This is a genomic window from Streptomyces sp. NPDC005141 (assembly GCF_053599975.1).
Map to the genome: position 1 here is coordinate 99575 of NZ_JBSFYW010000010.1, position 22161 is coordinate 121735.

Here is a 22161-nt window from a genome sequence, read left to right on the forward strand (position 1 = left end):
CCTCTTCGGGTGCCGCGGCCGACGTGCGCGGCGAGGGGTCCAGGACCCCGGGCGGGGTGGGACCAGTCCCCCGTATCGTTGGAATAGTCCGTCGTTCCGGTCCAGAAAGGCCGCAGCCACCATGGTGCAGATCAAGAGCCCCGAGCAGATCGCCAAGATGCGTGAGGCCGGGCTGGTCGTCGCGGCCATTCATGCGGCCACGCGGGAAGCGGCCGTACCCGGTGCCACGACCCGGGATCTGGACGAGGTCGCGCGCAAGGTGCTCGCCGAGCACGGCGCCAAGTCGAACTTCCTCGGGTACGGCGGTTTCCCCGCGACGATCTGCACCTCGGCCAACGAGGTCGTCGTCCACGGCATCCCGGACGAGAAGACCGTCCTGAAGGACGGCGACATCATCTCCATCGACGCCGGCGCGATCGTGGACGGCTGGCACGGCGACGCCGCGTACACCGCCTTCGTGGGCTCCGGCCACGCTCCGGAGCTCATCGAACTCTCCCGGGTGACCGAGGAGTCGATGTGGGCGGGCATCGCGGCCATGAAGCAGGGCAACCGGCTGGTGGACGTCTCGCGGGCCATCGAGACCTACATCCGCCGCCAGCCGAAGCCGGGCGGCGGCAAGTACGGGATCATCGAGGACTACGGCGGCCACGGCATCGGCACCGAGATGCACATGGACCCGCACCTGCTGAACTACGTCGAGCGGAAGCGGGGGAAGGGGCCGAAGCTGGTCCCCGGGTTCTGCCTCGCCATCGAGCCGATGGTGTCGCTCGGCACACCGCGGACCGAAGTGCTCGAGGACGACTGGACCGTGATCACCACGGACGGGACCTGGTCCTCGCACTGGGAGCACTCCGTGGCGCTGACCGAGGACGGGCCGCTCGTTCTCACGGCGCCCGACTGCGGCCGGGCGAAGCTCGCCGAGTACGGCGTCACGGCGGCGCCCGATCCCCTCGCGGGCTGAAGCACGGGCGATGTCACGCGGGCCGAGCGCGGCCCGATGCCCTCGCGGGTCGAAGCGCCACCCGTGGAGGGCACTCGCAAGATTCTCTGACATCGACCTTGCGTTCGATTTCTTTTCCCTCTTCTTCCCCTCCCGTCACTCCGCCGACCGTACGACCGGTCAGCCCTGCCCGTCGCGCATACCGCGCCGACGGGTGGGGCATCGTCATGAATGGCGGAGGTGGCCGGAGATGAATTCGTCTTTCCGGGAGCCCTGACGTAGACTGACTCGTCGGCTCTCGTGCACCCGCATGTCTGCATGCGCTCGCACGAAGTCGATCAAGGTAGTCGATTCGAAGGGCAAAGCGTGGCCAAGAAGCAAGGTGCCATCGAGATCGAGGGCACTGTCGTTGAGTCTCTTCCGAACGCGATGTTCAAGGTGGAGCTCCAGAACGGCCACCAGGTCCTGGCGCACATCAGCGGCAAGATGCGCATGCACTACATCCGCATCCTCCCTGACGACCGGGTCGTGGTGGAGTTGTCTCCGTACGACCTGACGCGCGGCCGGATCGTCTACCGCTACAAGTAGATCTTGCCTTGCTCCGTGTCCCGGTCCCGGGACACGGGGGGTGGCACTGACCCGGAGAACCTCACCTAATGAAGGTCAAGCCGAGCGTCAAGAAGATCTGCGACAAGTGCAGGGTGATCCGCCGTCACGGTCGGGTCATGGTCATCTGCGAAAACCCGCGCCACAAGCAGCGCCAGGGCTGACGCACGACCGCACCTTCTGCATCCGCAGATACTTCGCGCGACGCAAGCAGTACATGTTCATACGCAGGATCCAGGGCTGAGTCTCATCGGCCCTGACACCCCCGGTCGGAGGCCGGGGACCCGGTCCGTGCCGAATTCTCGATCCTTTGGATCAGAGGACGACGGCGGGCGGGATCCGGTTCTGCGGAAGACCTCCGAACGACAACTGGAGCCATTGAATGGCACGCGTTTCCGGTGTTGACATCCCGCGCGAAAAGCGTGTGGAGGTCGCCCTCACCTACGTGTTCGGCATCGGCCGGACCCTTTCCCAGCAGACGCTGGCCGAGACTGGCGTGAACCCCAACACGCGCGTTCGTGACCTCTCCGAGGAGGAGCTGGTCAAGATCCGCGAGTACGTGGACGCCAACATCAAGACCGAGGGTGACCTCCGTCGCGAGGTTCAGGCCGACATCCGCCGCAAGGTGGAGATCGGCTGCTACCAGGGTCTGCGCCACCGTCGTGGCCTGCCCGTCCACGGTCAGCGCACCAGCACGAACGCTCGTACCCGCAAGGGCCCGCGTCGCGCCATCGCCGGTAAGAAGAAGCCGGGCAAGAAGTAGTCCTCAGCGGACAACGCTTCATCAGCGGTCTTCGCTGTAGGACCGACCACCTCCCCGTAGGAGAAATAGATGCCCCCCAAGGGTCGTCAGGGCGCTGCCAAGAAGGTGCGCCGCAAGGAAAAGAAGAACGTCGCTCACGGGCACGCTCACATCAAGAGCACGTTCAACAACACGATCGTCTCGATCACCGACCCCTCGGGCAACGTGATCTCCTGGGCCTCCGCCGGCCACGTCGGCTTCAAGGGCTCGCGCAAGTCCACTCCCTTCGCCGCGCAGATGGCCGCCGAGTCGGCCGCCCGTCGCGCGCAGGAGCACGGCATGCGCAAGGTTGACGTCTTCGTGAAGGGCCCGGGCTCCGGTCGCGAGACCGCGATCCGCTCCCTCCAGGCCACGGGCCTCGAAGTCGGCTCCATCCAGGACGTCACCCCCACCCCGCACAACGGCTGCCGTCCGCCGAAGCGCCGCCGCGTCTGACGCACGGCCGCTCGGTCGTCGTCCTCGACGGCCCTGTGTCGGTTTGAGGATTCCGGGCGGTACGGCTCCGTAAAAGGGCCGTATCGCCCGTACCCTTGCTGTACCCGGCCTCTCGCGAGGCGCGGTTCCGTCGGGCGTCAAATAGTGGGCGCCCACGAAAAAGAGGATTGATCCACACATGCTGATCGCTCAGCGTCCCTCGTTGACCGAAGAGGTCGTCGACGAATTCCGCTCCCGGTTCGTGATCGAGCCGCTGGAGCCGGGCTTCGGCTACACCCTCGGCAATTCCCTGCGCCGCACCCTCCTCTCGTCGATCCCCGGCGCTGCTGTCACCAGCATCCGCATCGACGGTGTCCTGCACGAGTTCACCACCGTGCCGGGCGTCAAGGAGGACGTCACCGACCTGATCCTCAACATCAAGCAGCTGGTCGTCTCCTCGGAGCACGACGAGCCGGTCGTGATGTACCTGCGCAAGCAGGGCCCGGGTCTGGTCACCGCCGCCGACATCGCGCCCCCGGCCGGTGTCGAGGTCCACAACCCCGACCTCGTCCTCGCCACGCTCAACGGCAAGGGCAAGCTGGAGATGGAGCTGACCGTCGAGCGCGGTCGCGGCTACGTCTCCGCCGTTCAGAACAAGCAGGTCGGTCAGGAGATCGGGCGCATCCCGGTCGACTCGATCTACTCGCCGGTGCTGAAGGTCACGTACAAGGTCGAGGCGACCCGTGTCGAGCAGCGCACCGACTTCGACAAGCTGATCGTCGACGTCGAGACCAAGCAGGCCATGCGTCCCCGTGACGCCATGGCGTCGGCCGGTAAGACCCTGGTCGAGCTGTTCGGTCTGGCCCGCGAGCTCAACATCGACGCCGAGGGCATCGACATGGGCCCGTCCCCCACGGACGCCGCCCTTGCCGCCGATCTCGCGCTGCCGATCGAGGAGCTCGAGCTCACGGTCCGCTCGTACAACTGCCTCAAGCGTGAGGGCATCCACTCCGTGGGTGAGCTCGTCGCCCGCTCCGAGGCCGACCTCCTGGACATCCGCAACTTCGGCGCGAAGTCCATCGACGAGGTCAAGGCGAAGCTGGCCGGCATGGGCCTGGCCCTCAAGGACAGCCCGCCCGGATTCGACCCGACCGCTGCCGCCGACGCCTTCGGCGCCGACGACGACGCGGACGCGGGTTTCGTGGAGACCGAGCAGTACTGAGCCGGTACTGGGACGGATTCCGTCCTCCGGGGTCCTTCGGGACCCCGGATCTTCGACGGGCAATCGCCCGCTCGGACACTGACCCCGGTACCTGATACGGCCAGGGCAGACACCTAGGAGAAACACCATGCCGAAGCCCGCCAAGGGTGCCCGTCTGGGCGGCAGCGCCGCGCACGAGAAGCTGCTCCTCGCGAACCTCGCGAAGTCGCTCTTCGAGCACGGCCGCATCACCACCACCGAGGCCAAGGCCCGTCGCCTGCGTCCCTACGCGGAGCGTCTGGTCACCAAGGCGAAGAAGGGTGACCTTCACAACCGCCGTCAGGTGCTCTCGGTGATCACGGACAAGAGCATCGTGCACACGCTCTTCACCGAGATCGGCCCGCGCTACGAGAACCGCCCGGGTGGCTACACCCGTATCACCAAGATCGGTAACCGCCGTGGCGACAACGCGCCCATGGCTGTCATCGAGCTGGTGGAGGCCCTGACCGTGGCCCAGCAGGCCACCGGTGAGGCCGAGGCTGCCACCAAGCGTTCCGCCAAGGACGCCGAGGCCAAGACCGAGGCTCCGGCCAAGGTCGAGGACACCAAGGCCGAGGACGCCGTCGAGGCTCCCGCCGAGGAGTCGAAGGACGCCTGAGGCACTGCCTTGCTGTGAGCGGGTCCGTCCCTTCGGGGCGGGCCCGCTTTCGCGTTGCCGGGGAGGAACCCGGGCTTGAGAGGATCTAGGTGTGAGTGACGAAGCGGAGCCCGGGTTCGTACGGGTGCGGTTGGACCTGTCGTACGACGGGAGCGAGTTCTCCGGGTGGGCCAAGCAGGCCGGGGGGCGCAGGACCGTCCAGGGGGAGATCGAGGACGCGCTCCGGACGGTGACGCGGACGAAGGACACGACGTACGAGCTGACCGTGGCCGGGCGGACCGACGCCGGGGTGCACGCGCGCGGGCAGGTGGCTCACGTCGACCTCCCCGAGGAGCTGTGGGCCGAGCATCGGGAGAAGCTGCTGAAGCGGCTCGCCGGGCGGCTCGCCAAGGACGTGCGGGTGTGGTCGCTCACCGAGGCGCCGGCCGGGTTCAACGCGCGGTTCTCGGCGATCTGGCGGCGCTACGCCTATCGCGTCACCGACGAACCGGGCGGTGTCGACCCGCTGTTGCGCAGTCATGTCCTGTGGCACGACTGGCCGTTGGACGTCGACGCCATGAACCAGGCGGCCGAACGGCTCCTGGGGGAGCACGACTTCGCCGCCTACTGCAAGAAGCGCGAGGGCGCGACGACCATTCGCACGCTCCAGCAACTGAGCCTGGTGCGTGGCGAGGACGGTGTCATCACCGCCACCGTGCGGGCCGACGCCTTCTGCCACAACATGGTGCGGTCGCTGATCGGGGCCCTGCTGTTCGTGGGGGACGGGCACCGCGGGCCCGACTGGCCGGGGAAGGTGCTCGCCGCCGGTGTGCGGGACTCCGCCGTCCATGTCGTACGGCCGCACGGCCTGACGCTCGAGGAAGTCGGTTACCCAGCGGACGAGTTGCTCGGCGCGCGGAACAAGGAGGCGCGGAACCGGCGGACGTTGCCGGGTGCGGCCGGGTGCGAGACCTGCTAGCGACGGTGCGTGCGGCCGGGGTGGTGTTCAACCGCCGCTCCGACCGCGGCCTGCCGGGCCGCGTTCGGCGATCGTGCGCGCCCGCGGAGCGGGCTGTGCGGGGCGGCGGCCGGTGTTCCGGGCCGCCGCCCTGTGCCGCTACTGGCCGGCCGCGGCCGATGCCTGGGCCTCGCCCCGGCGGCGGATCTGACGGAAGGCGAACTCGGCGAGGTCGTCGCCGGTCGTGAACACCTGGGTGTCCTTCGTCGTCACGTCCTTGCCGTTGGTGAAGCCGGCGAGGGTGAAGTAGGCGTAACGGCCGTAGGCGTTGGTCGTCGAACGGCAGACGGCCGAGTCGCAGAACGACTTGACGCCGTTGCCGGCGAGTGACGCGATGATGCTCTTCTTGTCCGCGTCGGCCTTGGCCTTGGTCGCCTTGGCCTCGGTGTCGAACACCGCGACGCCGACCGTCACCGCCACGCCGTCCTTGGAGTAGGTGACCCGCAGGAAGCGGGTGCAGCCGTCCTTCTTGAGGACCGCGGGGAGGGAACCCTTCGCGGCCGAGGCGCAGTTCTTCGTGTCGGCCGTCGGCCCCTTGCGGTAGACGCGGTCACCCATGGTGAGCTGCGTACCGGGGAAGAGGATGTCCGGACTCAGCGGTGCCGTGTCCTTCTGCGCGCTGGCTATGAACTGCTTCGGATCCAGCGGCGGCGGAGCCGAGGTCGGCTCGAAGGACGGTGCCGGCGCCGTGGAACTGGGGATGTCCGCGGTGGCGGGCAGATTGGACGGCTCGTTCGAGGCCTGGTTGTTCCCGTTCGCGTTGACGACGGCCATGGCGACGGCCGCGCCGACCGCGACGGTGGCCAGCGCTCCGCCCACGATGAACAGCACCTTGCGGCGCTTGTTGCGCGTTTCGGAAGCCTCCGCCAGTGCGGCCCAGTCGGGATTCCCGCTGGATCGCTGATTGCCCCACTGGGGCTCCTGCTGAGAACCCGGCTTCCAGGGATCCCATGGGGGCTGCCCCTGCCCACCCTGCCCATAACTCATGCGCCGCATCTTAGACGGGCGTTGGGGGGTGCCGTTCCGCTCCAGCGGTCACTTGAGCCCCTAGCGTGATCTGACCGGGCACGGGCAAAAGTGACATCTCCGGGTGGTTGGTACGTCGGGCCTCCTGGCACGTGTGTGCGGTGTCGTGCGCGGTGCTGTCTGCGCATGTCGTGGGGGTCGCGCGCGGCTCCTCGGACGGCGGGACGGACACCGCGATCGTCGTCGGGGCCGCGCACCTGGCTGGACGGCGGCTCGCCCTGTGCCGACCGGTACTCCTCCATCTGCCGGGCACGGTGCTCGGGCACTCCTCCATCTGCCGGGCGCGGTGATCGCCGCGGTGCCGCAGGCGGCGCTCCCGCCGTACGCGCTGCGGGTGCTCGTCCCGCCGCGGCGCCGCCGATGCCGGATCCTGCGGGGTTCGTCACACGGACGCCGCCGTTTCCGCTGCGGAGCCCGACAATTCGCTCCGCTGGTCGTGGTGCCGCTGCTGCTCGCGGGGCTGCCGCAGCCCGGCTCGGCGGCTCGCGGGCCCCGGTTCTGGCCCGCCCTGGCGCCGCGGGTGCCCGGCGATCGGCCGGCCCTGGCTGGAGCCGGTGACCCGGCGTTCCTTCCGGGACTGCTTTACCCTGTGTGTATTGACTGCATCGGTGGCGCTCCGGCGTCCCCGTCATCTGCCGCTCGCCGGCCCCGATCACCTCGTCGCTCCGCGGCGGGTAGGAAGGGCCGCGACGGTGTGAGCACTCGCGTTTTGACCCTTCCGGGGCACCGCGGGTAAGCTTGCGGTTCGTTATGTGTATTGGCTTGCTCATTCTCACGTGAGGGGCCCTTACACCGGTCCACCGGGGCTGATGACCAGCGACCAGCACGCGGTATGCGTCACCGCAGTGCGGTCAGGGCTGTCGTGATCGTCCGTGGTGGCCATGTCAGGACCCACTCACTGAAGAAGCGAAGGCTACGACCGTGCGTACGTACAGCCCCAAGCCCGGCGACATCACTCGCCAGTGGTACGTCATCGACGCCCAGGATGTCGTCCTGGGCCGTCTGGCGACCACTGCTGCGAACATTCTGCGCGGCAAGCACAAGCCGATCTACGCGCCCCACGTCGACGCTGGTGACTTCGTCATCATCATCAACGCCGACAAGGTGCACCTGTCCGGCAACAAGAAGACCCAGAAGCTGGCGTACCGCCACTCCGGTTACCCGGGTGGTCTGCGCTCCGTCCGTTACGACGAGCTGCTGGCGAAGAACCCCGAGAAGGCCGTCGAGAAGGCCATCAAGGGCATGGTTCCCAAGAACACCCTGGGCCGTCAGGTGCTCTCGAAGCTGAAGGTCTACGCGGGCGAGAACCACCCGCACGCTGCGCAGCAGCCGGTCCCGTTCGAGATCACCCAGGTCGCGCAGTAGTTCCGGCCACCCCCTAAGACGAAAAAGAATCTGAGGAGAATCGTGGCCGAGACCACCGTTGAGCAGCCGGTCGAAGAGACTGAGACCGAGCTTGTCGACATCGAGAGCTACACCAGCGAGTCCGAGGTGCCCGTCGAGGGCGAGTACACCTCGGAGTCCCTCGCCGGCCGCTTCGGCGACCCCCAGCCGGCCGCCGGCCTGGGCCGTCGCAAGAACGCCATCGCCCGCGTCCGGATCGTCCCGGGCACCGGCAAGTGGAAGATCAACGGTCGCACCCTTGAGGACTACTTCCCCAACAAGGTGCACCAGCAGGAAGTCAACGAGCCCTTCAAGGTGCTCGAGCTCGACAACCGCTACGACGTTGTCGCCCGCATCTCGGGTGGCGGCGTCTCGGGTCAGGCCGGTGCCCTGCGCCTCGGCGTGGCCCGTGCGCTGAACGAGGCCGACGTGGACAACAACCGCGGCGCCCTCAAGAAGGCCGGCTTCCTCAAGCGCGACGACCGTGCGGTCGAGCGCAAGAAGGCCGGTCTCAAGAAGGCCCGTAAGGCCCCGCAGTACAGCAAGCGTTAATCTTCGCTGCTTGCTTCTGCGCGTCAGTACGCGTAGCTCCGAACGCCCCGGCGGCACACCACAGTGCCGCCGGGGCGTTCGTTTATCACATTGGTTGGGCGTATAACGGCACAAGGTGCTCAAAGGCTCATGTGATCGGATGACCTCCGTATTCTTCGGGGGACTTCCGTACTCTGAAGCTTTCTCAGGAGGACAAGTGGGACGACTCTTCGGCACGGACGGCGTGCGCGGTGTCGCCAACGCGGATCTGACGGCCGAGCTCGCGCTCGGGCTCTCCGTGGCGGCGGCGCACGTACTCGCCGAGGCGGGCACGTTCCAAGGCCACCGGCCTGTGGCCGTGGTCGGGCGGGATCCGCGCGCGTCCGGGGAGTTCCTGGAGGCCGCCGTGGTCGCCGGCCTCGCCAGCGCCGGCGTGGACGTCCTGCGCGTCGGTGTGCTGCCCACTCCGGCGGTGGCCCACCTCACCGGGGTACTGGGCGCCGACCTCGGTGTGATGCTCTCCGCCAGCCACAACGCCATGCCGGACAACGGCATCAAGTTCTTCGCCCGCGGCGGGCACAAGCTCGCCGACGAGCTGGAGAACCGGATCGAGGGCGTCTACGAGGAGCACCGCACCGGCGCTCCCTGGGACCGTCCGACCGGCGCCGGCGTCGGCCGGGTGAACTCCTACGACCAGGGCTTCGACCAGTACGTCGCCCACCTCATCGGCGTCCTCCCCAACCGCCTCGACGGTCTGAAGGTCGTCCTCGACGAGGCGCACGGCGCGGCCGCCCGTGTCTCGCCGGAAGCCTTCGCACGAGCCGGCGCCGAGATCATCACGATCGGCGCGGCGCCCGACGGGCTGAACATCAACGACGGCTGCGGCTCCACCCACCTGGAGCTGCTCAAGGCCGCCGTCGTCGAGCACGGCGCCGACCTCGGCATCGCGCACGACGGCGACGCCGACCGCTGCCTCGCGGTGGACCACACGGGCGACGAGATCGACGGCGACCAGATCCTGGCCGTCCTCGCGCTGGCGATGCGAGAGCGTTCCGCACTGCGCTCCGGCACCGTTGTCGCGACGGTCATGTCCAACCTGGGCTTCAAGCTCGCCATGGAGCGCGAGGGTCTCGCCCTCGTCCAGACGGCGGTCGGCGACCGTTACGTCCTGGAGGAGATGAAGCGGCACGGCTACGCCCTCGGCGGCGAGCAGTCCGGGCACGTCATCATCCTCGACCACGCCACCACCGGCGACGGCACGCTGACCGGCCTGCTGCTCGCCGCCCGGGTCGCCCAGAGCGGCCGTACGCTCCGGGACCTCGCTTCGGTCATGGAGCGGCTGCCGCAGGTCCTCATCAACGTGCCCGACGTCGACCGGTCGCGGGTGAACACCTCCGCCGAACTGGCCACCGCGGTGGCCGACGCCGAGCATGAACTCGGCACCACCGGACGCGTGCTGCTGCGCCCCTCCGGCACCGAGCCGCTCGTCCGCGTGATGGTCGAGGCCGCCGACATCGACCAGGCCCGGTCGGTGGCCGCCCGCCTGGCCGACGCCGTGAAGTCGGCGCTCGGCTAGTTCTCCCCACCTGAATCCGTGAGGCCCGGCACCCCAGGGGTGCCGGGCCTCACGGCGGTGTGCGGCGGGTGCCTCCGCCGGGCGGCCTGCTACCGGGCGGGGTCCGGCCGGACGACCTGCCGCTTGCGCTGCATCGCCCAGAACCACTTCTGGGCGAGCAGCGTGAGCGTGCCGGCGACCACGATGCCGAGCAGGTTGAACAGCAGCTGCTTGGTGGATCCCCAGGTCTGGGAGTAGTCCGTGTAGCTGAGGGCCACGGCGGCGTTCGCGGCGGCCGGGACCGTGGTCACCGAGATCGCGACGCCGATCAGGGCGCCCGACTTGGCGGACGTGAGGGACAGCGTCCCGGCGATCCCGGCGAGGAACGCCACCACGAACGACATCCAGTCCGGCTTCCAGATGAACGCCGTGTTCGGCCGGGCCGCCTCCACCATGGACTTCTCGAACAGCCCGAAGACGTCCATCAGCCAGCTGAAGCCCGCGGTGATGGCCATCGCCGCCGCGAAACCGGCGAGCAGCGCCCACAGCGACCGCCACACGAGATGCGGGGCACGCTCGACCAGCGCCGTGGAGATGCCCGCCAGCGGCCCGAACTCCGGGCCGACGGCCATCGCGCCGACGATCAGGATCGCGTTGTCGAGCATCACACCGCAGGCCGCCAGCATCGTGGCCACGGTGAGGAACGCGAGATAGGTGACGTTGAGCGTCGACTCCTCGTGCGTCGCGTCCCTCAACTGCTCCCACAGCACCGCGTCCGCGCCCTCGCCCGGTGCCTCCTCCTCCGCCTCGTCGGCCCGCTTCGACAGCGACAGGTCAATGGTCTCGACGGCGATCGAACCCGTCCGGTCGAGCCCCGACTCCCGGAGCGCGCCGATGAGTTCGTCGCCCGCCTCGCGCGCGACGTCGCACATCACCACATCGCCCGCCGGGTTGCGGGCGGCACCCGGGATCACGACGAGGTGCGTGGTGCCGACCGTCTTCTCGATCAGGCGTACCACGCCGTCGGTCCGGTCGGCGGGAGTGATCAGTCGCAGGTGCAGCATGGGCGCAGAGTAGTCGTGTGTACGGGGCGGCCGTACGGCGGTTCCGGCCGGGCGGCCCCGGGGGACCGCGGTGCAGGACGTCCGCGGGGACTACAGCTTGCGCAGGCTCAGGCGCTGCACCTTGTGATCCGGGCCCTTGCGCACGACGAGGGTCGCCCGGCCCCGGGTGGGGGCCACGTTCTCCAGCAGATTCGGCTTGTTGATGGTGCGCCAGGTCGTGCGCGCGTAGTCGAGGGCTTCCTCCTCCGAGACCTGGGTGTACTTGCGGAAGTACGAGTCGGGCTTCTGGAAGGCGGTCGCGCGGAGCTTGCGGAAGCGGTTCAGGTACCAGCGCTCGATGTCCTCGGGGCGGGCGTCGACGTACACGCTGAAGTCGAAGTAGTCCGCGAGGCCGACGCGGGTGCGGCCGTCCTTGCCGGGCAGGGCCGGCTGCAGCACGTTCAGGCCCTCGACGATGAGGATGTCGGGCCGGCGGACCGTGAGCCGGTCGCCGGGCACGATGTCGTAGATCAGATGCGAGTAGACGGGGGCCGTCACCTCGTCCTTGCCCGCCTTGATGTCGGCGACGAACCGGGTCAGGGCCCGGCGGTCGTACGACTCGGGGAAGCCCTTGCGGGACATCAGCCCGCGCTCCTCGAGCTCCTTGGTGGGGAGCAGGAAGCCGTCCGTGGTGACCAGCTCGACGCGGGGGTGCTCGGGCCAGCGGGAGAGCAGCGCCTGGAGCAGTCGGGCGACGGTGGACTTGCCGACGGCCACGGAACCGGCGACGCCTATGACGAACGGGGTGCCGGACTGCGAGCCCTTCTCGCCGAGGAAGGTGTTCAGAGCGCCTCGGAGTCCGTCCGTGGCACCGACGTACAGATTCAGCAGCCTGGACAGCGGCAGATAGATGTCCCGCACCTCGTCGAGGTCGATGACATCGCCCAGGCCGCGCAGCTTCTCGACCTCCTCGGCGTTCAGCGGGAGCGGCGTCTTTTCGCGCAGCGCGCTCCACTCGGCACGGGTGAGGTCGACGTAGGGAGTCGCCTCCGGCTTGGACCGGTGGGCGCTCCGCGGCAACGAGGAGACCGGAGAGATCACAGTCCATTGTTACGGGAGTATGGACGGGATGGAGGGTGGGGTCCGTCACGCCGGGTGACACCGGACGGGTCAGAGGGAGCCCGGCGGCCGCCGCCAAGGGCGCCAGAATTTCCGATATCGGGCACGCTAAGCCTGATTCGGGCGGGCGGGGGACCGTACGCTGCCGCCATGTGCGGAATCGTGGGTTATGTGGGGTCGCAGTCGGCGCTCGACGTGGTGATGGCCGGACTGAAGAGGCTCGAGTACCGGGGATACGACTCGGCGGGTGTCGCCGTCCTGGCGGACGGAGGGCTCGCCGTCGCGAAGAGGGCCGGGAAACTGGTCAACCTGGAGAAGGAGCTGGGCGGCCGGCCGCTGCCGGCCGGAACGACGGGGATCGGGCACACCCGCTGGGCCACCCACGGGGGCCCCACGGACGCCAACGCGCATCCGCACCTCGACAACGCGGGCCGGGTCGCCGTCGTCCACAACGGCATCATCGAGAACTTCGCGCTGCTCCGCGCCGAACTGGCCGAGCGGGGCCACGACCTGGCCTCCGAGACGGACACCGAGGTGGTCGCCCATCTGCTCGCCGAGGAGTTCTCCTCGTGCGCGGACCTGGCGGAGGCGATGCGGCTGGTGTGCCGTCGTCTGGAGGGCGCGTTCACGCTGGTCGCGGTGGACGCCGACGATCCGGACGTGGTCGTCGGGGCGCGCCGGAACTCCCCGCTGGTGGTCGGTGTCGGGGAGGGCGAGGCCTTTCTCGCCTCGGACGTCGCGGCGTTCATCGCCCACACCCGGTCGGCGATCGAACTGGGGCAGGACCAGGTGGTCGAACTGCGCCGGGACGGCGTGACCGTCACCGGCTTCGACGGCAGCCCCGCCGAGGTCCGCTCGTACCACGTCGACTGGGACGCGTCGGCGGCGGAGAAGGGCGGCTACGACTACTTCATGCTCAAGGAGATCGCCGAGCAGCCCAAGGCGGTCGCCGACACCCTGCTGGGGCGGATCGACGCGGCCGGTTCGCTGACGCTCGACGAGGTGCGCATCCCGGTCCGGGTGCTGCGCGAGATCGACAAGGTCGTCATCATCGCCTGCGGGACCGCCTTCCACGCCGGACTGATCGCCAAGTACGCCATCGAGCACTGGACGCGGATCCCGTGCGAGGTGGAGCTGGCCAGCGAGTTCCGTTACCGGGACCCGATCCTGGACCGCCGTACGCTCGTCATCGCGATCTCGCAGTCCGGCGAGACCATGGACACGCTGATGGCGCTGCGGCACGCCCGTGAGCAGGGCGCCAAGGTGCTCGCCATCTGCAACACCAACGGCTCGACGATCCCACGCGAGTCCGACGCGGTGCTGTACACGCACGCCGGCCCCGAGGTCGCCGTCGCCTCCACCAAGGCCTTCCTGACCCAGCTCGTCGCCTGCTACCTCGTGGCGCTGTACCTGGGCCAGGTGCGCGGCACCAAGTGGGGCGACGAGATCCAGGCCGTGATCCGGGAGCTGTCCCGCATCTCCCGCGAGGTCGAGCGGGTCCTGGAGACCATGGAGCCGGTACGGGAGCTCGCGCGCTCCCTCGCCGACAAGAACACGGTGCTGTTCCTCGGGCGGCACGTGGGCTATCCGGTCGCGCTCGAAGGCGCGTTGAAGCTCAAGGAGCTGGCGTACATGCACGCCGAGGGCTTCGCGGCGGGCGAGCTGAAGCACGGCCCGATCGCGCTGATCGAGGAGGATCTGCCGGTGGTGGTGATCGTGCCGTCGCCTCGGGGCCGGTCCGTCCTCTACGACAAGATCGTCTCCAACATCCAGGAGATCAGGGCCCGGGGCGCCCGCACGATCGTCATCGCGGAGGAGGGCGACGAGGCGGTCGTTCCCTACGCCGACCACCTGATCCGTATCCCGGCCACGCCGACGCTGCTGCAGCCGCTGGTGGCGACGGTTCCGCTGCAGGTCTTCGCCTGTGAGCTGGCCACCGCCCGGGGGAACGAGGTGGACCAGCCCCGGAACCTGGCGAAATCGGTGACTGTGGAGTGAGATGGGGCCGCCCCGCCGGCCGCCCGGTCAGGGGCGGCTCTCCATCTCCGGGGAAGGGGGATCCGTGGCCCGATCCGGACAGTGAATCTCTCACCCGCGCATCGGAAGCCGCCTTCGACCTCGGGGGCGACCGCTTCCGCGTCACCACCCTCACGCTCCGGTTCCGCACCCTCGCGTTCGCCGAGGGCCGCTCCCGCGACCACCTGACGGAGGACCGGTCGGTGGTCGATCTGCGGGGTGTCCTCTGAAGGGGCCGTCGGCCGTCACCTGGGCATGTCGGATGTCCGGACCGCCGTAGGGTGCGGACATGAGCATCATCGGGGTCGGTATCGACGTGGCCGAGATCGATCGGTTCCGGGCGTCGCTGGAGCGGACGCCGGCGCTGGCCGAACGCCTTTTCGTGGAGCGTGAGTTGCTGCTGCCCAGCGGTGAGCGGCGGGGCATCGCCTCGCTCGCGGCGCGGTTCGCGGCGAAGGAGGCGCTCGCCAAGGCGCTTGGCGCCCCGGCGGGGCTGTACTGGACGGACGCCGAGGTCTTCGTCGAGGACAGCGGCCAGCCGCGCCTGCGCGTGAAGGGCACGGTGGCCGCCCGGGCGGCCGAACTGGGCGTGCGGTCGTGGCATGTGTCGCTCAGTCATGACGCCGGGGTGGCTTCGGCGGTGGTGGTGGCGGAGGGCTAGGGCCCGTTTCCCGGGCGGGTTCGCCGGGGCCGGCAGGGCAGGCCCCGGCCGGGGCGGTTCGGTGGCCGGGGGACCCGCTCCGGACGGTGCGCACGGTGCGCGCCGGTGCGGGAGACTCGGCTCCATGCGTACTGCGTACAGCGTGGAGACCGTAAGGGCCGCCGAGCGGGAGCTGATGGCACGGCTTCCCGAAGGGGCGTTGATGCAGCGGGCGGCCGCCGGGCTGGCCGCCGCCTGTGCGGACCTGCTCGGCCGGGTGTACGGCCGCCGGGTGGTGCTGCTGGTGGGCAGCGGGGACAACGGGGGCGACGCCCTGTACGCGGGGGCACGCCTCGCCCGGCGCGGCGCCGGCGTCACCGCGGTGCTGCTCGCACCCGGACGGACGCACCCGGAGGGACTGGCGGCGCTGCTCCGCGCCGGCGGCACCTCGGCCTCGTCCGACGCCGCCGAACCGCTCGTGCGGCGGGCCGATCTCGTCGTCGACGGCATCGTCGGGATCGGCGGCAAGGGCGGTCTGCGGCCGGATGCCGCGCGCCTCGCCGAACTCGCGCACGCGTCCCGTGCCGCCGTCGTCGCCGTCGATCTGCCGAGCGGTGTCGAGGCGGACACCGGTGAGGTGCTCGGCGCCGCCGTCCGCGCCGATCTGACCGTCACCTTCGGCACCCACAAGCCGGGACTCCTCATCGATCCGGCGCGCGGGTACGCCGGTTCCGTACGCCTTGTCGACATCGGGCTCGACCTGCCGGAGCCGGCCGATCTGGAGGCACTCCAGCACGCCGATGTCGCCGCCCTGCTGCCCCTGCCGGGGGCGGAGAGCGACAAGTACCGGCGCGGTGTCGTCGGGATCGCAGCCGGGTCCGCCCGCTACCCCGGAGCCGCGGTGCTCGCCGTGTCCGGGGCGCTGCGCGGCGGTGCCGGGGCCGTGCGGTACGTCGGGCCCGCCGCGGACGCCGTCATCGCGCGCTTCCCCGAGACGCTGGTGTCCGACAAGGGGCCGTCGAAGGCAGGCCGGGTGCAGGCCTGGGTGGTGGGCCCCGGAGCCGGGGACGACGCCGCGGCGGTCGCGGAGGTGCTGGACGCGGACGTGCCGGTGCTGGTGGACGCGGACGGGCTGCGGCTCGCCGACCGGGAGGTGGTGCGGGCCCGCGACGCGCCGACGCTGATGACCCCGCACGCCGGGGAGGCCGCCGCGCTGCTCGGGGTCGCGCGGGAGGCCGTGGAGACGGCCCGGCTCGCTTCCGCGCGGGAGCTCGCGGCGCTGTACGGGGCGACCGTACTGCTCAAGGGGGCGACGACACTGGTCGCCGACGCCACCGGCGGGGCGGTGCGGGTGAACGCGACGGGGACGGCGTGGCTGGCCACCGCGGGGAGCGGGGACGTGCTGTCGGGGCTGGCGGGGTCGCTGCTGGCGGCGGGGCTCCGCGCGATCGACGCGGGGAGTGTCGCCGCGTACCTCCACGGGCTCGCGGGGCGCTTCGCGGCGGACGGCGCGCCCGCCGGGGCGCATGACGTGGCCGCCGCGATCCCGGAGGCGTGGCGCGACGTACGCGACTGACGCCGATCCGCCCCCCGTTCACGCGCCCGGCCCTGGTTCCGGCCCCGGCCCCGGCCCCGGCCCTGGTTCCGGCCCTGGAACCGGCCCCGGCCCCGGCCCTGGTTCCGGCCCTGGCTCCGGCCCCTGGTTCCGGCCCTGGCTCCGGCCCCTGGCCCTGGCTCCGGCCCCTGGCCCTGGCTCCGGCCCCTGGCCCTGGCCCCGGCACTGGCCCCGGCCCTGGCCCCGGCCCCTGGCCCCGGCCCCGGCCCCTGGCCCCGGCCCCGGCCCTGGCCCCGGCCCGGCCCTGGAACCGGCCCCGGCCCTGGAACCGGCCCCGGCCCTGGAACCGGCCCCGGCCCTGGAACCGACCCCGGTCCTACCGGGCCCGGGGCCGCTGCGTGGCGGTGACGGCTGCGGTCCGACGGGTCCTCGGGGTCTGCCGGGCCTGCGAGGTCTGCATGCCTGCCATGCCTGCCGGGTCCGAAGCGGCTGACCGGCCTGCCGGGTCTGACGGGTCTGGTGGGACCGCAGTGGGTGAAGGCCCCGTACGCGGACCTCTCGTCCGTGCACGGCGCCGTGTGCACCGGACTTGGGTCCCTCGGACGCGTTGCCCAGATCGGGCGACCCTTTCCGCGCGGCTCACCCTGGGGCACCGCGCCGTTGCGTATGGCTGATCGCATGATGATCAGACGAAGGGTGTGTCAGGGGATCGCGGTGCTGCTGACAGTGGTGGCAGCCGTGCCCGTGGGGTCGGCGACGGCCGCGCCCCCGCCGCCCGGGCCCGTCGGCGAGTCGGCGCTCCGAGCGGTGAAGGGACCGTATCCGCCGTGGCAGGGCGGGGCCCTGGACCTGGCGGCCCCGGCCGAGGACATGCCCAGTGCAGGAGAGGACGGGCGGCAACCGAGGGGCACGTCCGAGGGCGACGACGCGCCGATCGCGTACGTGCCGTTCGGCGACGGGGCCGCCGGTCCGGAGGCGGCCTGCAGCAAGCGGACGGGTCCGTACCAGCGGCAGGTCGAGCGATGGCTGAGGCTGACGGTGGACGGCAGGCAGTCGGCGGCCGACTGCCTGGTCATCCGCGACTTCCAGGCGAAGCAGGGCATCCGGCCGGCCAGTGGATTCGCCGGACCGCTGACCTGGGCCCGCATGCGGCTGCTGTCCGCCCGGGACGACCCGAACCACGCAGGCGCCTGCCCGGTCCGCTCCTACCGGGTCGCCTGCGTCGACCTCACCCGTCAGCTCACCTGGGTGCAGCAGCGCGGCAAGATCCTTTACGGGCCGGTGCCGATGCGCAGCGGCGGGGTCCGGCACCCCACCCGCACCGGCTGGTTCAGGATCTACTGGAAGCACCGGAACCACTGGTCGACGCTGTACAACACCCCCATGCCGTACGCCCAGTTCTTCAGCCGAGGGCAGGCCTTCCACGCGGTCCGCGGCAGCATCCGCACGACCGGCGGTTCGATGGGCTGCGTGAATCTGCGGCCGGCCGACGCCCGCGCGCTCTGGAACGTGCTCAGGACGCGCGACCGCGTCTACGTGTGGGGCCGGAGGTCCGGCAGCTAGGGCGGCGCAACAGTCCCTGGGGCCGACTCCGGGCGGCCGCTCGGTCCGTCCCCGGGTCCGTCCGGGGGACCGGTGCCGGAAGGCTGTCGTACCCCTCTGAGAGACTGGGGCGCGATGACAGAGACAGCACACCCGCGGACGGCGCCCCTGCGCGCCCGCGCCGAGATCGATCTGGCCGCCCTGCGAGCCAACGTGCGGACCCTGCGTGCCCACGCGCCGACCGCGGCCGTGATGGCCGTGGTCAAGTCCGACGCGTACGGCCACGGCGCGGTCCCGTGCGCCCGCGCGGCGCGCGAGGCGGGCGCCACCTGGCTCGGCACGGCCACCCCGGAGGAGGCGCTCGCGCTGCGGGCGGCCGGCCTGCCGGGGCGCATCATGTGCTGGCTCTGGACCCCGGGCGGCCCCTGGGCGGAGGCCGTCGAGGCCGATGTCGACGTGTCGGTCAGCGGGATGTGGTCGCTGCGGGAGGTCGTGGCGGCCGCCGAGGCCGTCGGCGCGCCCGCCCGCGTGCAGCTCAAGGCCGACACCGGTCTCGGGCGGGGCGGCTGCCAGCCCGCCGACTGGCCGGAGCTCGTCACCGAGGCACTGGCCGCCGAGGCGCGCGGACTGATCGCCGTCACCGGGCTCTGGTCGCACTTCGCCTGCGCCGACGAGCCGGGACACCCCTCGATCCGGGCCCAACTGGAGCTCTTCCGCGAGATGGTGGCGTACGCCGAGGAGCGGGGCGTCCGCCCCGAGGTGCGGCACATCGCCAACTCGCCCGCGACGCTGACCCTCCCCGAGAGCCACTTCGACCTCGTACGGACCGGGATCGCGGTCTACGGGATCTCGCCGAGCCCGGAGCTCGGCACCCCGGCCGATTTCGGACTGCGCCCGGTGATGACGCTGAGCGCGTCGCTCGCGCTGGTGAAGCACGTCCCGGCGGGCCACGGCGTGAGCTACGGCCATCACTACGTCACCCCCGGCGAGACCACGCTCGGCCTGGTCCCCGTCGGCTACGCGGACGGCATCCCGCGGCACGCCTCCGGCACCGGTCCCGTCCTGGTCGGCGGCAAGTGGCGTACGGTCGCGGGCCGGGTCGCCATGGACCAGTTCGTGGTGGACCTCGGCGGCGACGAGCCGGAGCCCGGCGCTCAGGCGGTCCTGTTCGGGCCCGGCGACGGCGGTGAGCCGACCGCCGAGGACTGGGCGCGCGCGGCGGGCACGATCGCGTACGAAATCGTCACGCGCATCGGAACCCGCGTTCCACGCGTCTACGTGAATGTGAAAGAGGAACAAGGCGGGTAACACCCCTTAGCCGAACAGGTGCGCGGGGCCCGGCGAGCGGCGGGCGGAACACGGCGGGCGGGAGCCGGACCGAAGCGCGCACAGCCGAGAGCCGAATGCCGACAGCCGGAGCGAAGAGGAGCGGGACGTGAGCGAGAGCAGCGCGGAGGCCGTCGTGAGTGCGGCCTCGGCGGCCGCCGCCTCCGCCGGGAACTGGCGCAAGGCCGGAGTCGCCGGCGCCGCGATAGGCGTGGTCGCGGCGGGCGCCGCGGCCGGAGTCGCGATCGAGCGGCTCACGGTCGGCCGCGGCATGCGCAAGAAGGCGCGCCTCGCCCTCGACTCGGCCGGCCCGTACGGCTCGCTGCGCGGCACCCCCGGCAAGGCGTACGCCGACGACGGCACCGAGCTGTACTACGAGGTCGACGAGGCCGAGCCCGAGGCTTCGCTCGCCCCGCGCCGGCGCAGGCTCTTCGGCCGCAAGGCCCCCGCCCCCGTCACCGTCGTCTTCAGCCATGGCTACTGCCTCAACCAGGACTCCTGGCACTTCCAGCGCGCCGCGCTGCGCGGTGTGGTGCGCACGGTGCACTGGGACCAGCGCAGCCACGGGCGGTCCGGGCGGGGCGTCGCACAGCTGGAGGACCGGACGCCGGTAACCATCGACCAGCTCGGCCGCGACCTGCTGGCCGTCATCGAGGCGGCGGTGCCCGAGGGCCCGATCGTGCTCGTCGGGCACTCCATGGGCGGCATGACCGTGATGGCCCTCGCCGACCACTTCCCCGAGCTGATCCGCGACCGGGTCGTCGCCGTCGCCCTGGTCGGTACGTCGTCGGGGCGGCTCGGCGAGGTCAACTTCGGGCTGCCCGTCGCGGGCGTCAACGCCGTACGGCGCGTGCTCCCCGGCGTCCTGAAGGCGCTCGGCCAGCAGGCCGCCCTGGTGGAGCGGGGACGGCGTGCCACGGCCGATCTGTTCGCCGGGGTCATCAAGCGGTACTCGTTCGCGAGCCGTGACGTCGACCCGGCCGTCGAGCGGTTCGCCGAGCGGATGATCGAGGGCACGCCGATCGACGTGGTCGCCGAGTTCTACCCGGCGTTCACCGAGCACGACAAGACCGCCGCACTCGCCCGTTTCACCGAGATGCCCGTCCTCGTCCTCGCCGGGGTCAAGGACCTGGTGACGCCGAGCGAGCACAGCGAGGCCATCGCGGACCTGCTCCCGGCCGCGGAGCTGGTCCTCGTCCCCGACGCGGGACACCTGGTCATGCTGGAGCATCCCGAGGTCGTCATAGACCGCCTCGCCGACCTCCTCGTGCGCGCTGGAGCCGTGCCGGCAGGGGCTACCGTGGGCGGTTATGGAAGCACCAGCAGCAGCGCACAACCCGGCTGAGTCCGCGCAGGACGAGGTCAGCGCGCAGATCACCGTCAACTCCCCCGAGCAGATGCAGGAGCTGGGCCGCAGGCTCGCCGAGCTGCTGCGCGCGGGCGACCTCGTGATGCTGAACGGGGAGCTGGGCGCGGGCAAGACCACGCTGACCCGCGGACTCGGTGAGGGGCTCGGCGTCCGCGGCGCGGTCACCTCGCCGACCTTCGTCATCGCCCGCGTGCACCCCTCCCTCGGCGGCGGACCGCCCCTCGTGCACGTCGACGCGTACCGCCTCGGTGGCGGGCTCGACGAGATGGAGGACCTCGACCTCGACGTCTCGCTCTCCGACTCCGTGATCGTCGTCGAGTGGGGCGAGGGCAAGGTCGAGGAGCTGACCGAGGACCGTCTGCACCTCGTCATCCACCGGGCCGTCGGGGACACCACCGACGAGGTGCGGCACGTGACGGTCACGGGACTCGGGCGGCGCTGGGCCGCGGCGGACCTGACCGTACTCGCGGCCTGATCCCGCTCTTCACGCGCCGGGCGCTTTTCGCTCGTACATTCGGCCAACGTTCCGACACGACGTCGGCAAGATATTGCGTTCGGCGTCCCGGCCGTGGTCACATGGACACCAGTATGTAGTTAGGTCTACCTAACTGCACTTGCCCCCGAAGCCCGAGGAGGCGTCCATGTCGGCTTCAGAGTCGGCTGCAGTGCCGGCTTCAGAACGTGACGTGCCGGCGCCGCGCGCGACGGCCGGGGTGTCGATGCGGGATCTGCTGGCGGCCTGTGCCGCGGCGGAGGCGGTGTCCAGGCCGCCCCGCGAACCACTGGCCGAGCCCGGCGTCGCCGAACGGCCCCGCAAGGCCGCCTGACGCCGGTGCGGCAGGGTGTCGTTACTTGACGACGACGACCTTCGCGCCCACGGTCGCGAACGCCCACAGCGCGTCGCCGTCGGCGCGCGAGGCACGGATGCCGCCGAGCTTCTTCTCCGGGTCCGGGGCCTCCGTGGAGCCGTTCACAGCGGCGCTGAAGCCGATCGCGACCCCGTTGACCAGCGTGAACCGTACGACGTGCTCGATCTGCGTTCCGTCGGACCCGGTGACCGCTCCCGCACGCGTCGTGACGTCGTAGGTGCCCGCGGCCGGGTCGACCGTGCCCGGGGTGACCTTGAAGGTGCGCCGCACCTTGCTGCCCGCGCCGACCAGCCACACCCGGTCGTCGCCGACCGAGTAGACGACCCGCTCGCCGGTGCCGGAAAGGGACGGCAGCGCGACGGGGTTCTTCTTGTCCCGGGGGGCCTTCGGGGCGGACGACTTGGCCGACACGCTCGCGCTCGGTTTGCCCAGGGTCTCCGGAACGTTCGCGGACGCCTGGAAGGCGAGGAAGCCGACTGCGGCGATCGCCGCCACGGTGAGCCCGGCCACGAATCCCGAGCTGCTCCTAGCCACCTTGTGTGCCCACCTCTCGACCTTCGTACGTACTT

General features: G+C 70.9%; 24 protein-coding genes. 20 read left to right on the forward strand and 4 right to left on the reverse strand.

The window, feature by feature from the left end; translation table 11 throughout:
* The first annotated feature begins 121 nt into the window (after positions 1 to 121).
* The 8 genes from map to truA all read left to right on the forward strand — a co-directional run bounded on the left by map (position 122) and on the right by truA (position 5579).
* A complete protein-coding gene (map, locus tag ACWD68_RS10795) occupies positions 122 to 961 on the forward strand; it encodes a type I methionyl aminopeptidase (RefSeq protein WP_451806087.1) in 840 nt (279 codons plus the stop codon).
* A 345-nt stretch (positions 962 to 1306) separates the two neighbouring features.
* Positions 1307 to 1528, forward strand: a complete 222-nt coding sequence (gene infA, locus ACWD68_RS10800; protein ID WP_003948620.1) for a translation initiation factor IF-1 — start codon at positions 1307 to 1309, stop codon at positions 1526 to 1528.
* Between the two features lie 68 nt (positions 1529 to 1596).
* Entirely contained in the window at positions 1597 to 1710 is a 114-nt protein-coding gene (gene rpmJ, locus ACWD68_RS10805; protein ID WP_003998809.1) for a 50S ribosomal protein L36, read from the forward strand.
* A gap of 218 nt (positions 1711 to 1928) precedes the next feature.
* On the forward strand, positions 1929 to 2309 hold the full coding sequence (rpsM, locus tag ACWD68_RS10810; protein WP_351126538.1) for a 30S ribosomal protein S13: 381 nt from the start codon (positions 1929 to 1931) through the stop codon (positions 2307 to 2309).
* A 69-nt stretch (positions 2310 to 2378) separates the two neighbouring features.
* Positions 2379 to 2783 (forward strand): 30S ribosomal protein S11, encoded by a 405-nt coding sequence (rpsK, locus tag ACWD68_RS10815; protein ID WP_003956432.1) that lies wholly within the window; start codon positions 2379 to 2381, stop codon positions 2781 to 2783.
* 178 nt (positions 2784 to 2961) lie between these two features.
* Entirely contained in the window at positions 2962 to 3984 is a 1023-nt protein-coding gene (locus ACWD68_RS10820) for a DNA-directed RNA polymerase subunit alpha (RefSeq protein WP_003966937.1), read from the forward strand.
* 127 nt (positions 3985 to 4111) lie between these two features.
* The gene (gene rplQ, locus ACWD68_RS10825; RefSeq protein ID WP_451806088.1) at positions 4112 to 4621 is read left to right on the forward strand and encodes a 50S ribosomal protein L17; all 510 of its coding nucleotides are present in this window, start codon (positions 4112 to 4114) and stop codon (positions 4619 to 4621) included.
* A gap of 91 nt (positions 4622 to 4712) precedes the next feature.
* Positions 4713 to 5579 carry a tRNA pseudouridine(38-40) synthase TruA gene (gene truA, locus ACWD68_RS10830; RefSeq protein ID WP_451806089.1) on the forward strand — a complete coding sequence of 289 codons (867 nt, stop codon included), beginning with the start codon at positions 4713 to 4715 and terminating at the stop codon, positions 5577 to 5579.
* A gap of 138 nt (positions 5580 to 5717) precedes the next feature.
* On the opposite strand, the gene ACWD68_RS10835 is transcribed toward truA, so the two are convergent.
* Positions 5718 to 6605 (reverse strand): hypothetical protein, encoded by an 888-nt coding sequence (locus ACWD68_RS10835; RefSeq protein ID WP_451806090.1) that lies wholly within the window; start codon positions 6603 to 6605, stop codon positions 5718 to 5720.
* Positions 6606 to 6757: 152 nt separating this feature from the next.
* Here ACWD68_RS10835 and ACWD68_RS10840 point away from each other — a divergent pair, with 152 nt between their 5' ends.
* The 4 genes from ACWD68_RS10840 to glmM all read left to right on the forward strand — a co-directional run bounded on the left by ACWD68_RS10840 (position 6758) and on the right by glmM (position 10134).
* Positions 6758 to 6934, forward strand: a complete 177-nt coding sequence (locus ACWD68_RS10840; protein ID WP_451806091.1) for a hypothetical protein — start codon at positions 6758 to 6760, stop codon at positions 6932 to 6934.
* Between the two features lie 631 nt (positions 6935 to 7565).
* Positions 7566 to 8009, forward strand: a complete 444-nt coding sequence (gene rplM, locus ACWD68_RS10845) for a 50S ribosomal protein L13 (protein WP_168529673.1) — start codon at positions 7566 to 7568, stop codon at positions 8007 to 8009.
* 42 nt (positions 8010 to 8051) lie between these two features.
* Positions 8052 to 8579: a 30S ribosomal protein S9 gene (gene rpsI / locus ACWD68_RS10850; RefSeq protein WP_355843961.1), complete on the forward strand. Its 528-nt coding sequence runs from the start codon at positions 8052 to 8054 to the stop codon at positions 8577 to 8579.
* A gap of 196 nt (positions 8580 to 8775) precedes the next feature.
* Positions 8776 to 10134: a phosphoglucosamine mutase gene (gene glmM / locus ACWD68_RS10855; RefSeq protein ID WP_451806092.1), complete on the forward strand. Its 1359-nt coding sequence runs from the start codon at positions 8776 to 8778 to the stop codon at positions 10132 to 10134.
* A gap of 89 nt (positions 10135 to 10223) precedes the next feature.
* On the opposite strand, the gene ACWD68_RS10860 is transcribed toward glmM, so the two are convergent.
* Positions 10224 to 11177 (reverse strand): DUF389 domain-containing protein, encoded by a 954-nt coding sequence (locus ACWD68_RS10860; protein ID WP_451806093.1) that lies wholly within the window; start codon positions 11175 to 11177, stop codon positions 10224 to 10226.
* A 90-nt stretch (positions 11178 to 11267) separates the two neighbouring features.
* Positions 11268 to 12257: a type I pantothenate kinase gene (gene coaA, locus ACWD68_RS10865; protein ID WP_451806094.1), complete on the reverse strand. Its 990-nt coding sequence runs from the start codon at positions 12255 to 12257 to the stop codon at positions 11268 to 11270.
* A 168-nt stretch (positions 12258 to 12425) separates the two neighbouring features.
* Between coaA and glmS the strand changes: the two genes are divergently transcribed.
* The 8 genes from glmS (at position 12426) to ACWD68_RS10905 (ending at position 21550) form a co-directional block, all read left to right on the forward strand.
* Entirely contained in the window at positions 12426 to 14273 is a 1848-nt protein-coding gene (gene glmS, locus ACWD68_RS10870; RefSeq protein WP_451806095.1) for a glutamine--fructose-6-phosphate transaminase (isomerizing), read from the forward strand.
* A gap of 307 nt (positions 14274 to 14580) precedes the next feature.
* Positions 14581 to 14952: a holo-ACP synthase gene (locus tag ACWD68_RS10875; protein WP_451806096.1), complete on the forward strand. Its 372-nt coding sequence runs from the start codon at positions 14581 to 14583 to the stop codon at positions 14950 to 14952.
* A gap of 124 nt (positions 14953 to 15076) precedes the next feature.
* A complete protein-coding gene (locus ACWD68_RS10880) occupies positions 15077 to 16507 on the forward strand; it encodes an NAD(P)H-hydrate dehydratase (RefSeq protein ID WP_451806097.1) in 1431 nt (476 codons plus the stop codon).
* Positions 16508 to 17164: 657 nt separating this feature from the next.
* The gene (locus ACWD68_RS10885) at positions 17165 to 18049 is read left to right on the forward strand and encodes a L,D-transpeptidase (RefSeq protein ID WP_451806098.1); all 885 of its coding nucleotides are present in this window, start codon (positions 17165 to 17167) and stop codon (positions 18047 to 18049) included.
* 114 nt (positions 18050 to 18163) lie between these two features.
* Complete coding sequence (gene alr, locus ACWD68_RS10890) at positions 18164 to 19336, forward strand: alanine racemase (protein WP_451806099.1); 1173 nt, start codon at positions 18164 to 18166, stop codon at positions 19334 to 19336.
* A 127-nt stretch (positions 19337 to 19463) separates the two neighbouring features.
* The gene (locus tag ACWD68_RS10895; protein WP_451806100.1) at positions 19464 to 20699 is read left to right on the forward strand and encodes an alpha/beta fold hydrolase; all 1236 of its coding nucleotides are present in this window, start codon (positions 19464 to 19466) and stop codon (positions 20697 to 20699) included.
* A complete protein-coding gene (tsaE, locus tag ACWD68_RS10900) occupies positions 20665 to 21198 on the forward strand; it encodes a tRNA (adenosine(37)-N6)-threonylcarbamoyltransferase complex ATPase subunit type 1 TsaE (protein WP_451806101.1) in 534 nt (177 codons plus the stop codon). The genes ACWD68_RS10895 and tsaE overlap by 35 nt, the downstream gene beginning before the upstream one ends.
* A gap of 211 nt (positions 21199 to 21409) precedes the next feature.
* The gene (locus ACWD68_RS10905; protein ID WP_451806102.1) at positions 21410 to 21550 is read left to right on the forward strand and encodes a hypothetical protein; all 141 of its coding nucleotides are present in this window, start codon (positions 21410 to 21412) and stop codon (positions 21548 to 21550) included.
* A 21-nt stretch (positions 21551 to 21571) separates the two neighbouring features.
* Here the strand turns inward: ACWD68_RS10905 and ACWD68_RS10910 are convergent, their stop codons facing one another.
* A complete protein-coding gene (locus tag ACWD68_RS10910) occupies positions 21572 to 22126 on the reverse strand; it encodes a hypothetical protein (RefSeq protein ID WP_451806103.1) in 555 nt (184 codons plus the stop codon).
* Positions 22127 to 22161: the final 35 nt, after the last annotated feature.

What these genes read in the sequence shown, in the direction of transcription:
- glmS (WP_451806095.1), top strand. Translation starts at nt 12,426, where the DNA reads ATGTGCGGAATCGTGGGTTATGTGGGGTCGCAGTCGGCGCTCGACGTG.
- ACWD68_RS10880 (WP_451806097.1), top strand. Translation starts at nt 15,077, where the DNA reads ATGCGTACTGCGTACAGCGTGGAGACCGTAAGGGCCGCCGAGCGGGAG.
- ACWD68_RS10885 (WP_451806098.1), top strand. Translation starts at nt 17,165, where the DNA reads ATGATGATCAGACGAAGGGTGTGTCAGGGGATCGCGGTGCTGCTGACA.
- map (WP_451806087.1), top strand. Translation starts at nt 122, where the DNA reads ATGGTGCAGATCAAGAGCCCCGAGCAGATCGCCAAGATGCGTGAGGCC.
- ACWD68_RS10875 (WP_451806096.1), top strand. Translation starts at nt 14,581, where the DNA reads ATGAGCATCATCGGGGTCGGTATCGACGTGGCCGAGATCGATCGGTTC.
- ACWD68_RS10835 (WP_451806090.1), bottom strand. Translation starts at nt 6,605, where the DNA reads ATGAGTTATGGGCAGGGTGGGCAGGGGCAGCCCCCATGGGATCCCTGG.
- rplQ (WP_451806088.1), top strand. Translation starts at nt 4,112, where the DNA reads ATGCCGAAGCCCGCCAAGGGTGCCCGTCTGGGCGGCAGCGCCGCGCAC.
- rpmJ (WP_003998809.1), top strand. Translation starts at nt 1,597, where the DNA reads ATGAAGGTCAAGCCGAGCGTCAAGAAGATCTGCGACAAGTGCAGGGTG.
- rpsK (WP_003956432.1), top strand. Translation starts at nt 2,379, where the DNA reads ATGCCCCCCAAGGGTCGTCAGGGCGCTGCCAAGAAGGTGCGCCGCAAG.
- tsaE (WP_451806101.1), top strand. Translation starts at nt 20,665, where the DNA reads ATGGAAGCACCAGCAGCAGCGCACAACCCGGCTGAGTCCGCGCAGGAC.
- rpsM (WP_351126538.1), top strand. Translation starts at nt 1,929, where the DNA reads ATGGCACGCGTTTCCGGTGTTGACATCCCGCGCGAAAAGCGTGTGGAG.
- alr (WP_451806099.1), top strand. Translation starts at nt 18,164, where the DNA reads ATGACAGAGACAGCACACCCGCGGACGGCGCCCCTGCGCGCCCGCGCC.
- ACWD68_RS10820 (WP_003966937.1), top strand. Translation starts at nt 2,962, where the DNA reads ATGCTGATCGCTCAGCGTCCCTCGTTGACCGAAGAGGTCGTCGACGAA.
- ACWD68_RS10860 (WP_451806093.1), bottom strand. Translation starts at nt 11,177, where the DNA reads ATGCTGCACCTGCGACTGATCACTCCCGCCGACCGGACCGACGGCGTG.